Annotated in this window: 11 protein-coding genes; 4 read left to right on the forward strand and 7 right to left on the reverse strand. The window is 66.6% G+C overall.

All coding sequences use genetic code 11. The features are described from left to right. Window positions 1–29 precede the first annotated feature (29 nt). Genes PW843_06730 through PW843_06745 form a run of 4 tightly spaced genes read left to right on the forward strand, consistent with a single transcriptional unit; the run spans window position 30 to window position 3,134 of the window. A complete protein-coding gene (locus tag PW843_06730; GenBank protein ID MDE1146307.1) occupies window positions 30–1,238 on the forward strand; it encodes a hypothetical protein in 1,209 nt (402 codons plus the stop codon). After that, the gene (locus tag PW843_06735) at window positions 1,235–1,819 is read left to right on the forward strand and encodes a HupE/UreJ family protein (protein MDE1146308.1); all 585 of its coding nucleotides are present in this window, start codon (window positions 1,235–1,237) and stop codon (window positions 1,817–1,819) included. Before PW843_06730 ends, PW843_06735 begins: the two co-directional genes overlap by 4 nt. Then, window positions 1,816–2,292, forward strand: a complete 477-nt coding sequence (locus PW843_06740) for a hypothetical protein (protein ID MDE1146309.1) — start codon at window positions 1,816–1,818, stop codon at window positions 2,290–2,292. The genes PW843_06735 and PW843_06740 overlap by 4 nt, the downstream gene beginning before the upstream one ends. An 11-nt stretch (window positions 2,293–2,303) precedes the next feature. Continuing rightward, window positions 2,304–3,134 carry a DUF4198 domain-containing protein gene (locus PW843_06745; GenBank protein MDE1146310.1) on the forward strand — a complete coding sequence of 277 codons (831 nt, stop codon included), beginning with the start codon at window positions 2,304–2,306 and terminating at the stop codon, window positions 3,132–3,134. A gap of 212 nt (window positions 3,135–3,346) precedes the next feature. On the opposite strand, the gene PW843_06750 is transcribed toward PW843_06745, so the two are convergent. The 7 genes from PW843_06750 to PW843_06780 form a co-directional block, all read right to left on the reverse strand. Continuing rightward, complete coding sequence (locus PW843_06750) at window positions 3,347–3,496, reverse strand: hypothetical protein (protein ID MDE1146311.1); 150 nt, start codon at window positions 3,494–3,496, stop codon at window positions 3,347–3,349. A 94-nt stretch (window positions 3,497–3,590) separates the two neighbouring features. Beyond that, a complete protein-coding gene (locus PW843_06755) occupies window positions 3,591–4,421 on the reverse strand; it encodes an AraC family transcriptional regulator (protein MDE1146312.1) in 831 nt (276 codons plus the stop codon). Between the two features lie 49 nt (window positions 4,422–4,470). Next, window positions 4,471–5,907, reverse strand: coding sequence for an MATE family efflux transporter (locus tag PW843_06760; protein MDE1146313.1), 1,437 nt, complete (start codon window positions 5,905–5,907; stop codon window positions 4,471–4,473). 226 nt (window positions 5,908–6,133) lie between these two features. Then, window positions 6,134–7,243 carry a hypothetical protein gene (locus PW843_06765; protein ID MDE1146314.1) on the reverse strand — a complete coding sequence of 370 codons (1,110 nt, stop codon included), beginning with the start codon at window positions 7,241–7,243 and terminating at the stop codon, window positions 6,134–6,136. Further along, window positions 7,149–9,713 carry a GLUG motif-containing protein gene (locus PW843_06770; protein ID MDE1146315.1) on the reverse strand — a complete coding sequence of 855 codons (2,565 nt, stop codon included), beginning with the start codon at window positions 9,711–9,713 and terminating at the stop codon, window positions 7,149–7,151. The genes PW843_06765 and PW843_06770 overlap by 95 nt, the downstream gene beginning before the upstream one ends. Further along, a complete protein-coding gene (locus PW843_06775) occupies window positions 9,640–9,993 on the reverse strand; it encodes a hypothetical protein (protein MDE1146316.1) in 354 nt (117 codons plus the stop codon). Before PW843_06775 ends, PW843_06770 begins: the two co-directional genes overlap by 74 nt. A gap of 142 nt (window positions 9,994–10,135) precedes the next feature. Then, window positions 10,136–13,630: a filamentous hemagglutinin N-terminal domain-containing protein gene (locus PW843_06780; GenBank protein ID MDE1146317.1), complete on the reverse strand. Its 3,495-nt coding sequence runs from the start codon at window positions 13,628–13,630 to the stop codon at window positions 10,136–10,138. Window positions 13,631–13,643: the final 13 nt, after the last annotated feature.

Genomic DNA, 13,643 nt, shown 5'->3' on the forward strand with positions numbered 1-13,643 from the left:
CCATCTGAAAAGACAGCCGGAAGGCCATCATGCGCACCTCAATCATCCGGGGCATCGCCCCGCTTCTGCTGGCGGCCGGCCTGGCGTGCGGCACGCCGGCAACGGCGTCCGACCATCTGGACAGCCCCACCGTCATCGCCGATCCCCGTGCCGACATCGGCGATCTCTATGCCTGGATGGATGCCGACGCACGACGGCTGAACCTGGCCATGACCATTGTCGGCCACAGCCTTTCCGACCGGCTGGACTATGTGTTCCACATCGACAGCGCGCGGCACTTCGGCCACCCCGGCGCCACCATCACCTTGAGCTGCCGTTTCCCGGGGCCGCAGGACGCGGACTGCCGCCTGGGTGAAATCGACCATGCGCAGGGGGACCCAGCCACCAGCGAAGGCGTGTGGGGCGCGCGGCACCGCTTCCGCGTCTATGCCGGCCTGCGCGACGATCCCTTTTTCAACAATGTGCGCGGCACCCGCCAAGCCTATCAGGCGGCGGAAGCAGCATTGGCCCGGGGCGCGGCCACGGACCGGGCGGGATGCCCGGCTTTCGACGCCGCCACGGCGGGGGAGATTCTGGACCGCTGGCGACACACCGACGGCGGCCCGCCCCAGAATTTCCTGGCCGGCTGGACACCCATGGCCATCGTGGCCTCAATCGACGTGGGCGCGGTGGACAGGGGCGGCCCGCTGCTGGCCGTCTGGGCGGCGACGGTGGGCCCCAAGGGGCGGCAGATCGACCGGGCCGCCCGTCCCCTGACCGGTAACGCCCTGCTGGGCCAGTTGCAGCCGGCCGAAGTCGGCGACCGCTTGAAGGAGGCGTACAATGCCGCCACGCCGGCCGACGGCGGCCGTTTCGTGGGCGAGATCGAAAAGGGCCTGGCCTTCTACGACAGCTTCGACGGCCATTGCGGCAACCAGTGGCTGGCGGACGACACCGCACCCCCCACCCGGCGGTACCACCGGCTGGCGACGGTCCTGGCCGACGATCGGCTGTGGGTCAACAGCGCCAGCGGCGTCTGCACCCAGCTGTTCGCGGTGGAACTGGTGGCACTGGCGGATGAACGGGCGTTGCGCGGTGATTGCGGCGGCCGCGCGCCGACCTACGACGCGGTGAACATCTATCGCTCTTTCCTGGTGGACGGCACGGCCGGCAGCGTGACGGACGGCCTGACACGGGATGAGCATCCGCCGTCCGACACCCTCTTCCCCTTCCTGGTGGCGCCGGGAACGGGGCCATGAGGCGGCCGTTTATCCTGGCCATCACCCTGGGCATCAGCGGTCCGGCGATGGCCCATACCGGCACGGGCCTGCCCGGCGGCTTCTTGCCGGGCTTCCTGCATCCGTTCGGCGGCCTGGACCATCTGCTGGCCATGGTGGCGGTGGGGTTGTGGGGCGCCTTCCTGGGCCCGCCGCTGCTGCAGGCCCTGCCGGTGCTGTTCCCGGTGATGATGGTGGTGGGGGCGGTCGCCGGCATGGTGGGCCTGCCCCTGCCGCCGGTGGAACTGGGCATCGCCTGTTCCGTCCTGGTGCTGGGCGGCTGCATCGCCGGTGCGGTCAAGGCGCCGGCCTGGCTGGCGCTGTCGCTGGTGGCCGTGTTCGCCCTGTTCCACGGGTATGCCCATGGACGGGAATTGCCCTCCGCCGCCGATCCCGCCGGCTACAGCGTGGGGTTCGTCCTGGCCACCGGCCTGCTGCATCTGGCCGGCGTGGGCATCGGCTGCCTGAACGGCCGGCCCGGTGGCCCGCGGATCACGCGGGGGCTGGGTGGGTCCGTCGCCCTGACCGGCCTGGGTTTCCTCATCCGCGCGGTGTCGCCGTGAGGGGGGCGCTGCCGCCCCTGGCCCTGCTGTATGCGGCGCTGGCCTTGGCCGTGGCCTCGGCCCCCCGGCGCCGTTGGGCGATCTGCGGGGCGCTGGTGGCCGCGGCCGCCCTGGGCACCACCCTGGCGCCGCCGCCCTGGCAGGATGGCGTTTTCGTCGGCTGCTGGATCAGCGTGGCCGTCACCGGTGCCGCCGGCCTGCTGCCCCGCACGGACGGCGGGCTGGCATACGGCCTGTCGCTCAACGCCGGCCTATGGTCCGGGGCGCTGGCGGCCTTGGCGGGAACCCGCCTCGACCTGCTGGCGGCGTCCCCCTGCCTGGCCCTGCTGATCCCGGCCGCCTGGGCGGCACGCCATGTCCGCTTCCCGCTGGTGCGGGTGGCGTCCAGTTGGCTGGTGGCGGTGGCCATTCTGGCGGTGGCCTTGAGCGCGCTGCCGGTCACGCCGGGCTACCTGCCCGACCATCTGGAATGAGGAAAGACGGCATGCTGCGAAAGATCCTGCCCGTGCTGGTCCTGCTGGTGGCCACACCCGCCGCCGCGCATGATTTCTGGGTGCAGCCGCAAACCTGCTGGCCGGCACCGGACACGGTGACGCCCTTGACCTTGCAGGTGGGGCACGGCCCCTACCGCCAACGCTCCCCCCTGCCCCTGCACCGCATCATCCGTTTCCAGGCGGTGGCGCCAGACGGGACGGTATCGGACCTGCGGGCCGACCTGCGGCCGGGCGGCGCGGACCAGGACGGGACCGTCCGCCTGAAATCGCCCGGCACGCACATGCTGGTGCTGGAAACGGATGACAGCGCGCAAAGCCATCTGCCCGCGCTGCGCTTCAATGACTACCTGGTGGCGGAGGGACTGACGCCGGCCCTGGACCTGCGCCAACGCGGCCGGCGCATGGATGCGGACGGGTCTGAAAACTACAGCCGGCGGGCCAAGGCGCTGGCGCAGGTCGGGCCCGTGCTTGAGGCCCGGAACGGGGAAACCGACCCGGTGACCCGGCCCCTGGGCCTGACGCTGGAGATCGTGCCGGAGCGCAATCCCTATGCCGAGCCCCGCGCCGCCGACTTGCCGGTGCGCGTCTATTATCGCGGCCAACCGCTGGCGGGCGCCCTGGTCAAGCTGACCGACCTGGCCCACGATTCGGAACCGGCGGAAAGCCACCGCACCGACGCCGACGGCCGCGCCCGCTTTCAGGCACCAAGCGCCGGCGACTGGCTGCTGAACGTCATCTGGACGCGACCGCAACCGGCCGATGCCGAGACGGACTTCGACACCGTCTTCTCCAGCCTGATGTTCGGTTTTCCCAAACAGTGATGCCTGGCGCGAAAGGCGGGCGGAGCCATCGCCCCGCCCGCCGAATTCATACGCGTGGCCTTTGATCGTGGCCGATCAAAGCCCCCCTCAAGCGCCGGGCGCCAGCATCCGCTGGCTTGGGCTTCCTCAGTTTTCAGTCCACTTCGTTCCCCGAAAACTTCCGGCGGCCGCAGTCGCGACCTACAGCGGCACGTGTCGAAGTGCCGCCGCCATCAGTCGCCGGCCGCGGCGGCGGCCTGCGCCTCGCCCAGCTTGTCGGCGCATTCCTGGCAGCAGGCTTCCACCGTGCGACCGCCGATGGTCACGCTGATAGCGTTCTCATCCAGCGGATAGTCGCAGGCGGCACAGGTTTTCTCGCTCATGATGGTTCTCCTCCGTCACACCAAACCGGTCATCCGGCGGGACCAAGCAGACCATCGACGCGGCCTTCGCCGCTGTCGGAATATTTAGCGACTTTTAGCGCGCCCGCACCGTGCGCTGGAATTCCGCCGGCGTGCGGCCATAGGCCTGGCGGAAGGCGGCGCTGAAATGGCTGTGGCTGGAAAAGCCCAGATCGAGGCTGAGCGCGGTGATGTCGTCGTAGTCGGGCAGCAGGTCCAGCGCCCGTGCCAGCCGCAGGCGCAACTGGTAACGGTAAAGCGGCACCCCTTCCACCTGCTGGAACACCTGCGTCAGGTAGACGGGGGACACCCCGACCTCCGCCCCGATTTCCGCCAGGGTCCAGCGCCGCGTCAGGTCGCCGGACAGCACCACCTTGGCCCGGTCCACCATCTTCTGCCGGCCGGCGCTGGACCGGGGGGCGTGGGCCGTCCGCTCCCCCAGGGCGCGGCGGATCAGCGTCAGGGTCAGCGCCTCCCCCTCCAACGTCTCGGCGGTTCCCTGGGCCAGGCTGTGGCGCAACAGGGCGGCCAGGGCCTGGGCGCGCGGGTCGATGCGCAGGCGGTGGGGACGAAAGGCCAGGTCGCCGCCGGGGCGCAGATGCTCCACCGGGGCCAGTTCATGCAACAGGGCCTCGTCGACCATCACCGACAGGCAGGCGTCGCCCCCCGTGACCGGATGGCTGACGCGATAGCCGTCGTCGCGGTTGAAGAACAGCACCTGATTGGCCTCCGCCACGGCATCGTCCGGACCGACGTGGCGGACATAAAGCCCGCGGTAGGGGAAGACCAGGTGGGTGGCGCCGGCGCATTCCTCGGCACTCTTGTGGCGGCAGGTGCCGGCGCAATGCACGTCGCTGATGCGCATGGTGTCCGTGCGCAGCAAGCCGCTGACCGTCAGTTCCGACATCGCCACGCCCTCCCCTCACGGTTGAGCATAGCAGATTCGGTGCCGCCGGTCAGCGCCGCGACAGCAGATGGAAACGGACCATCAGCACCGACACCGCCACGATGCTGGCCACCAGGATGCCCTGGAACAGGCCCAGGACGCCGTGCCCCAGATGGAAGGCGGCATAGGCCGCCACGGGGATCATGACGCCGAAATAGCTGAAGAAATGCAGGGCGGTGGGGATCCAGCTGTCCCCCTGGCCGCGCAACGCGCTGGCCATCACCGTCTGCCCGCCGTCGGCCACCAGGATCCAGGCCATGAAGGCGATCAGCGGCGCCAGGTCGCGGATCAGCGCCGGGTCGGCGGCGTAGATGCGGGCGATGGTCGCCGGGATGGCGGCGAACAGCAGGCCGACGCAGGTCAGCACGCAGGCCGTGATGGCCAGGCCCGTCCAGCCGGCCAAGGTGGCCTCGCGCCGGTTGCCGGCGCCATGCGCCTGCCCCACCTGCACCGCCGTGGCCGAGGCCAGGCCCAGGGCCGCCATGAAGGGCAAGGCCATCAGGTTCAGCCCCACGGCGTAGGCGCCCAGGCCCAGGGCACCCAGCCAGCCGGCGAAGATGCCCATGGTGCCGAAGGCGCTGGCCTCCGCCCCCTGGCTGAGGCCGGCGGCGTAACCCAGGTGGCGATGCCCCCGCCCCCGCCGCCATTCCAGGAAGGACCCGCGCACGCCGTAGCGCTCATGATCGCGCATGGTCCAGACATAGGCGCACAGGCCCAGGGCCGTCAGCCAGCGGATGCTGGTGGTGGCGATGGACGATCCCACGGCGCCCAGTGCCGGCAGGCCGAAATGGCCGAACACCAGGACGTAGTCCAGGGTCAGGTTCAGGACGTTGGCGACCAGCATGGACACCATGGCCGGGAACGGCCGCTTGATCCCCTCCAGGAAAAAGGCGGTGGTGATCTGCAGCACCGCGGCCGGCATGCCCAGGCCCAGGATGGCGATGACCGCCGCCGCCCCGTGGGCGATGTGCGGGTCCTGCCCCGTCACGCGGAAGAACGGCTCGCCGAACAGGCAGGCGACGGCCACGATCAGGCCGATCATCAGGGCATAGGGCACGGATCTGCGCCAGACGGCGCCCGCCTCCCGCTCACGCCCGCCGCCCACCGCCTGGGCCACCAGGATGATAGTGCCCATCATCAGGCCGACCACGGTGGCGAAAGCCGTGCCCACCGGCGTGTTGCCCAGCCCGAAATAGGCCAGTTCCTCGGCACTGTAGCGCCCGACCATGGCGGTGTCGGCCGTCTGCATCAGCAGCTGGCCCATGCGGGTCAGCATCAGGGGGGCGGCCAGCACCACCAGGTCGCCGGCATGGACCAGGACACGCGCCAGCAGGGCCGCCGGCGGCGCATCAGGCGGCAGGCCGGGCCCCGGCGTCTCTTCCAGGGGCGGCAGCGGCGTCACCGTGGCCGACAGTTCCGGCGGCACAGGGGTTTCGAACTGGGCCATGACAGGCGCTCTGGCGGCTTTATCGTTGCCCGATGGAACGTCGGGAGGCTGGTCCCCCTGCCTAACGCAGTGACGACAAACCTGCAATCGACAAGGGGCGCACGGCTAATGGGCGTCTATTCCCTCCCCGCAACCGTCATGACAGCGACCAGCCATCCCCGAAGCCGAGAGTGGGCGATCAACGGGGAACAGTATTGACCTGTCCCAAACTGATCGCCCACGCCGCTCACCTCAGCGTCGGCATCTGGCCGGCGGAGATGGTCCACACGTTGGTGAAGTCAAACCCCACGTAACTGGCCTGGAGGAGACTGTCACTATAGGAAAGGACGGAACTGTTCTTGACTGACGCCGTGCTGCCGTTTGCGCCTATGAACGGAATATTACCGCCATCAGTGGCGTAGCTCGAATCCACGGTTCCGAACGAGTTATAACCAACAAGCGTTCCTATATTAGAGATAGATCCGGAAATTATAAAGGCGTAATCCGAATAACTTGTCTCAATAGACGCCGGAACTCCATTGGGATTCTGGCCGTTTTCTCCAACAAGCCCGCCGACATTGGTCATATTCGCTCCAGATATCGGATATGCTGCATAGCTATTACTGATGTTTCCACCGTTATAGCCCACCAAACCACCAATATCAGCTGCCCCAGATGTCGTGCTTATAAAAACGCTCGCGGAATCTTTTGATACCGTTCCATAGTTAATACCAACCAGGCCGCCGATAAATTGACTTTGTCCCGTGGTAATGGACCCAGACACGGCGGAATTGGTGATGGTCCCATAATTCACGGCGGCTAAGAGACCGGCGTCGTAAGAGCCGTCCACCAGCGTTACTGAACCATCGGCGATAATCAGGTTATTGACCGAGCCCCCCACGACGCTGATCAAGCCCAGGAAGGGACCGCCACTGGCGATTCTCAAACCCGTGATCGTGTTGCCGCCACCCTCCAGGCTACCCGTGAACGTAATAGGGGACAGGCCATTGACATACCCGATGGGAACGAAACCGGTGGCCAAGTTCCACATGCTGGACGGGTTGCTCATCTCAGCCGTCAGGTCGATCGGCCGCGCCAGGGTGTAGTCCCGGGTTGGATCCATGGTCATCAGCTGAAGCTGATGCGAATTGGCGATGTTGGTGGTGTATTCAACGCGCAGGAACGGCCGGGTATAGCCGTCGATGGAATACCAGGTGTTGGTGAAATCGAAACCCGTGTAGCCCGCCTGGCTGAAGCTGTCGTCATAGGACAGGACGGAAACGTTGGTGGTGGTGCCGGAATTCGAGCCGATGGCGGGAAGCGTGGTGGTACCGGTGGAAACGCCGCCAACTGCCATATACAGAACTGATCGTTCCGGTATTTAAGCCAGCGACGGCACCGATATTGTACGCGCCGGTACCGGCAGTTACTGACCCCGTTCCATAAGACGTACTGATCTGGCCGGTATTCGCCCCGACCAATCCACCAAGATTGAAAGCGGAACTGCCGGCCTGGACGTTCCCGGTGGTGTAGCTGGTGGTAATCGTACCAGCATTGCTACCAACCAGGGCGCCGATGGCGGAAGCGCCATCGCCCACGGTCACGTCACCGATGGAGTAACTACTTGAAATAATCCCGCTTAGATTGCGCCCAACAAGCCCGCCAACCACGAAACCGCCACTTGCGACATCAACTGATCCCATCGCATACACGTAGTTCAGCGTCCCCAGGTTCCAACCGACCGCACCGCCGATAACTTGGTGGCTTCCGGCACTGATATTCCCACGTGAAAAGCTGTCGCTGATGTCGCCGGCGTTCACGCCAACCAGACCGCCCACGAAATTCCCCGAACCGGTTCCCGTGACGTTGCCGGTCGAGTAGCTGGTGATCATGGATGCGGCGTTGTAGCCCACCAACCCACCAATTGTACGGGAACCCGCCCCCGCCGTGACGGAACCATCGGAATGGCTGACCGTGATGGAACCGCCGGAGGCATACCCGACCAAGCCGCCTACGGCGGTCGTATTGTTTGAAGCGACGACCGCGCCTTCCGCATGGCTGTTCGATACCGTGGCCGTACTGTAGCCGACCAATCCGCCGATGTAGGAACTGCCGTCCGCCGCGGTCACGTTGCCGGTCGCATAGGAATTATCGACCGTGCCGCTGCTGTACCCGGCAAGCCCGCCGATATCGGTACCGCCGGCGCTGACGCTATCATTGGCGAAGGATGTGCTGACCAGGCCGGTGTTGTAGCCGACGAGGCCGCCTATGTTGGTGACGGTACTGCCGGTGACGGAACCGAAGGCGCCGGTGTTGTAGATCGTGCCGTTGTTCTGGCCGGCGATGACACCGGCGTTCTGATAACCGGACGACAGCGTCACCGCGCTGTTGATGAACTCCACGTTCTGGACGGTACCGCCCACGTCGATGTCAGCGAATAGGCCGAGGTTGCTGGCGCTGGCCGTGTTGACCGTCAGGCCGGTGATGGTATGGCCCAGCCCTTCGAACACGCCGGAGAAGGCGGTCGGCGAGGAGTTGTCCGTACCGGTGACATAGCCGATGGGCGTGAACGAGCCCGTGCCGGTCAGGTCGATGTCGCCCGCCAGGGCGTAGTGGCCATCGGCGGCGACGCCATCCGCCTGTAGGGCCTCAAGCTGGGCCGCCGTGTGGATCAGGGTGTAGGCATTGCCGTTGACTGTCAGGGCGGCACTGCTGCCCGATAGCGTCACCGGGCTGCCCAAGGCCACGGTCAGCAGCCCGCCGCTGCCGCCATCGTTGGTGACGACGGTGAAGCCGGCGCTGGCCCCGCTGGCGGTGATGGGGGCGTTGACGGTGACGCCGTGATAGGCGTCCAGGGTCAGGGTGGTGTTCGCCGACCAGCTGATGCCGGAGTTCACCACGATGTCGCCGGAACCCGACGTGGCAGTGCCGAAACCACTGGTGCCGGTGGCCGTGGTCTGCAGGGTGACGTTGGCGCCGGACAGCGCCGTGCTGATGCTGGAGGCGGCGGAGGCATCCACCGTCAGGTCGTAGGGGTCCAGCAGCCAGTCGCCGGCCTTGCCGCCATTGGCGCCGGCCGCCGTGACCGTGGCACCGGCCAGGGTCAGCGTGGCGCCCGAGGTCTCGATCTTGCCGCCGTCGCCCGACACCGTGGCCGAGGCGTTCAGCACCGTGGCCGCGTCCAGGCTGGTGCTGCTGTTGCTGGCGCTGCCCACCTGGATCTTGCCGCCACCGGTGGCACCCGAGGCGTCGATGGTGGCCCCCGCCAGGGTAATGGGGCCGCTGGCGTCCAGCACCACCGTGCCGCCGGTCGAGGTCAGCGAGGCCGCCTCGATCACGCCCGTGTCGTTGATCACGCCGCCAGCCAAGGCACCGGCCGCCTTGGCGGTCAGCAGCACCGTGCCGCCGGGCGTGACGATGGCGCCGCCATTGTCCACCTGCGCCTGCACCGCCGCCGGGGTGACGGCCACGCCCAGCAGGCCGCGACCGCTGAAGTCCAGGGTCACTTGGCTGCCCGCCGCCAGGGCCACCGTGCCCAGCTTCGCCGTGATGACGCCGTTGTTGGCCACGTGCCCACCCAGCAGGGCCACGGCACCGCCATCGGCGGCGGTCAGCGCGCCCTCATTCTCCACCGTGCCGCCGGAGCCCTGGAACACCAGGCGGCCGGCCAGGAAATCACTGTCCTTGATGTCGAGGGTGGAGGCGATCAGGCCGCCCACGTCCACCGTGGATCCTGCACCAAAAACGATGCCATTAGGATTGACCAGCACGACATTGCCGTTGGCCTTCAGCGATCCCAGGATCTGCGACGGGTCCGAGCCCGTCACCCGGTTCAGCGCCAGCGACGAAGTCAGTCGGCTGCACGAAGGTGACCGAGGCCTGCGACCCGATGTCGAAGCCGGTCCAGTTCAGGATGGCCTTGTCGGTGGACTGGTTGACCGTCAGGGCCGAGCCGCTCTGGCTGATCGCCGCCTGGCCCGCCACCACCGTGCCGCCGGTGGGCAGGGCGTTGGATGCCGGCGTGCCGGCCGAGGCCAGGCCGGGTGCCAGGATGGTTCCGGCCAGCAGCAGTCCCCGCAAGGACAGCCGACCGGTACGTGCGAACACTTTACTCCGCATCATCATCTACCCCATCTCAATAATTAAATGGATTTACTTGGAAATAAAGAGCCAACGCCTGAACATCGCCACGCTGCAAGGAAGCGGAGCTGCCGCCCCGCCTCCCCACAGGAATGACGTTCAGATAGCGTCAGTCGCCGTCGATGATGGACACGCTCGATGCATTATTCGTGAGCGTGCCGAAGTTGGCGCCGGCGATGCCGTCGACATTCTCCGCGCCAGAGGGCGCCGTGATGGTGCCGGAGGTCGTGGAGTTTGAGATCGTGCCGTAGTTCACACCGGCGATGGCACCGACGTTGCTGGAGGAAGCGCCCGCCGTGATCGAGACGTTGGAAAGCGTCAGATCCTCAACCGTGCCCGCGCCACCAACCTCGCTGAACAGGCCGATGTTGGAGCCGGTGGAGATGATCTTCAGGCCGGTGATGGTGTTGCCGCCGCCTTCGAAAGTGCCGGTGAAGGCGGTGGGCGAAGCGTTGCCATCCGCAGTGTTGTAGCCGATGGAGACGAAGCCCGTGGACAGCTTCCACATGCTGGACGGGTTGCTCATCTCATCGGTCAGGTCGATGGGCCGCGCCAGGGTATAGTCCCGGGTCGGGTCCATAGTCATCAACTGAAGCTGATGGGAGTTAGCGATATTGGTGGTGTATTCGACCCGCAGGAACGGCCGGGTGTAGCCGTCGATGGAGTACCAGGTGTTGGTGAAGTCGAAGCCCGTGTAGCTCGCCTGGTTGAAGCTGTCATTATAGGACAGGACGGAGACGTTGGTCGCCGTGCCGTAGCTCTGGTAGATGGCGCCATAGAATGGAGCACCGCCATCGATAGAGGCGCTGCCGGCACCGTATACATTCGCGATTACCCCTCCACCCGACATGTTCCGCCCAGCGACGACACCGACAATGCCGTAACCGGCTACGCTTCCTGTTTCGTAGGATGCGCTGAGTTGGCCCCAGTTGTAGCCGACGAGCCCGCCGACGTATTCGCTATTATCGGCCACCACATTACCGGTGGTATAGCTGGTCGTGATCGTGGTGCCGTTGAAACCAACCAAGCCGCCAACTTCCGAGCCCGTGCCGCCCACGGTTACGTTACCCAAAGAATAGCTGCTGGTGATGCTGGCGGCAGACGTTTGCAGTGCGTTGATAGACCCGACCAGTCCCCCCACGGCGGTAGCGTCCCCCGTGACGGTAACCGACCCCATGGCATAGACGTATGTCAGTGCCCCCTTATTCACAATAGCACCGACCGCCCCACCGACGTAGTTCGCGTTGTCAGCGATAACGTCCCCTCGGGCAAAACTATCGCTGATGGTGGCATTGCTTGAGCCGGCCAGTCCGCCCACGTAATTGGTCTGACCAGTCGTCGTGACGTCACCCGTGGAATAGCTGGTCGTTATGGCCCCAGAATCCCCACCGACCAACCCGCCAATACGGCTGGAACCGTCGCCTGTCGTAACGGCACCGTCAGCATGACTAACGGTAATGGCGCCGGTGGTGGCGGTGTATCCAACCAGACCGCCCACGTAAGCGGCGTTAGTCGAAGCGCTCACCGCCCCTTCCGCATGGCTGTTCGAGATCGTCCCCGAACTATAGCCGACCAATCCGCCGATGTAGGAACTGCCGTCCGCCGCGGTCACGTTGCCGGTCGCGTAGGAATTATCGACCGTGCCGCTGCTGTACCCGGCAAGCCCGCCGATATTGGTGCCACCGGCGCTGACGCTGTCATTGGCGAAGGACGTGCTGACCAGGCCGGTATTGTAGCCGACCAAGCCGCCGATGTTGGTGGCGGTACTGCCGGTGACGGAGCCGAAGGCGCCGGTGTTGTAGATCGTCCCGTTGTTCTGGCCGGCGATGACACCGGCGTTCGTATAACCGGACGACAGCGTCACCGCGCTGTTGATGAATTCCACATTCTGAACGGTGCCGGCCGTGCCGATGTCGGAGATCAGGCCGAGATTGCTGGCGCTGGCCGTGTTAACCGTCAGGCCGGTGATGGTATGGCCCAAGCCTTCGAACACGCCAGTGAACACGGTCGGTGAAGCATTGTTGGACGTGGAGACATAGCCGATGGGCGTGAACGATCCCGTGCCAGTCAGGTCGATGTCGCCCGCCAGGGCGTAATGGCCCGACGCCGTGGCACCGCTTCCCTCCAGGGCCTCAAGCTGAGCTACCGTGTGGATCAGCGTATAGGCGGCACCATTGACCGTCAGGGCCGCACTGCTTCCCGACAGGGTGACCGGGCTGCCGAAGGCCACGGTCAGCAGGCCACCGCTGCCACCGTCATTCGTTTTCACCACCAAACCGGCGCTGGCACCGCTGGCGGTGATGGGCGCGTTGACGGTGACGCCGTGATAGGCGTCCAGGGTCAGGGTGGTGTTAGCCGACCAGCTGATGGCTGAATTGACGACGATGTCGCCGGAACCGGACGTGGCGGTGCCGAAACCGCTGGTGCCGGTGGCCGTGGTCTGCAGGGTGACGTTGGCGCCGGACAGCGCCGTGCTGATGCTGGACGCCGCCGACGCATCCACCGTCAAATCATAAGGGTCCAGCAGCCAGTCGCCGGCCTTGCCGCCATTGGCGCCGGCCGCCGTGACCTTGGCACCGGCCAGGGTCAGGGTGGCGCCCGAGGTCTCGATCTTGCCGCCGTCGCCCGATACCGTGGCGGAGGCGTTCAGCACCGTGGCCGCGTCCAGGCTGGTGCTGCTGTTGCTGGCGCTGCCCACCTGGATCTTGCCGCCACCGGTGGCACCTGAGGCGTCGATGGTGGCCCCCGCCAGGGTGATGGGGCCGCTGGCGTCCAGCACCACCGTGCCGCCGGTCGAGGTCAGCGAGGCCGCCTCGATCACGCCGCTGTCGTTGATGACGCCGCCGGCCAAGGTGCTCGCCGCCTTGGCGGTCAGCAGCACCGTGCCGCCGGGCGTGACGATGGCGCCGCCATTGTCCACCTGCGCCTGCACCGCCGCCGGGGTGACGGCCACGCCCAGCAGGCCGCGACCGCTGAAGTCCAGGGTCACCTGGCTGCCTGCCGCCAGGGCCACCGTGCCCAGCTTCGCGGTGATGACGCCGTTGTTGACCACATGGCCACCCAGCAGGGCCACGGCACCGCCATCGGCGGCGGTCAGCGCGCCCTCATTCTCCACCGTGCCGCCGGAACCCTGGAACACCAGGCGGCCGGCCAGGAAATCACTGTCCTTGATGTCGAGGGTGGAGGCGATCAGGCCGCCCACGTCCACCGTGGATCCTGCACCAAAAACGATGCCGTTAGGATTGACCAGCACGACATTGCCGTTGGCCTTCAGCGATCCCAGGATCTGCGACGGATCGGAGCCCGTCACCCGGTTCAGCGCCAGCGACGACGCCGTCGGCTGCACGAAGGTCACCGAGGCCTGCGACCCGATGTCGAAGCCCGTCCAGTTCAGGATGGCCTTGTCGGTGGACTGATTGACCGTCAGGGCCGAGCCGCTCTGGCTGATCGCCGCCTGACCGGACACCACCGTGCCGCCGGTGGGCAGGGCGTTGGACGCCGGCGTGCCGGCCGAGGCCAGGCCGGGCGCCAGGATGGTTCCGGCTAGCAGCAGTCCCCGCAAGGACAGCTGGCGAGCGTGCGCGTATTTCTTACTCAACATCATGATGTGTCCCCAT

It is taken from the genome of Azospirillaceae bacterium (assembly GCA_028283825.1).
Classification (GTDB): domain Bacteria; phylum Pseudomonadota; class Alphaproteobacteria; order Azospirillales; family Azospirillaceae; genus Nitrospirillum.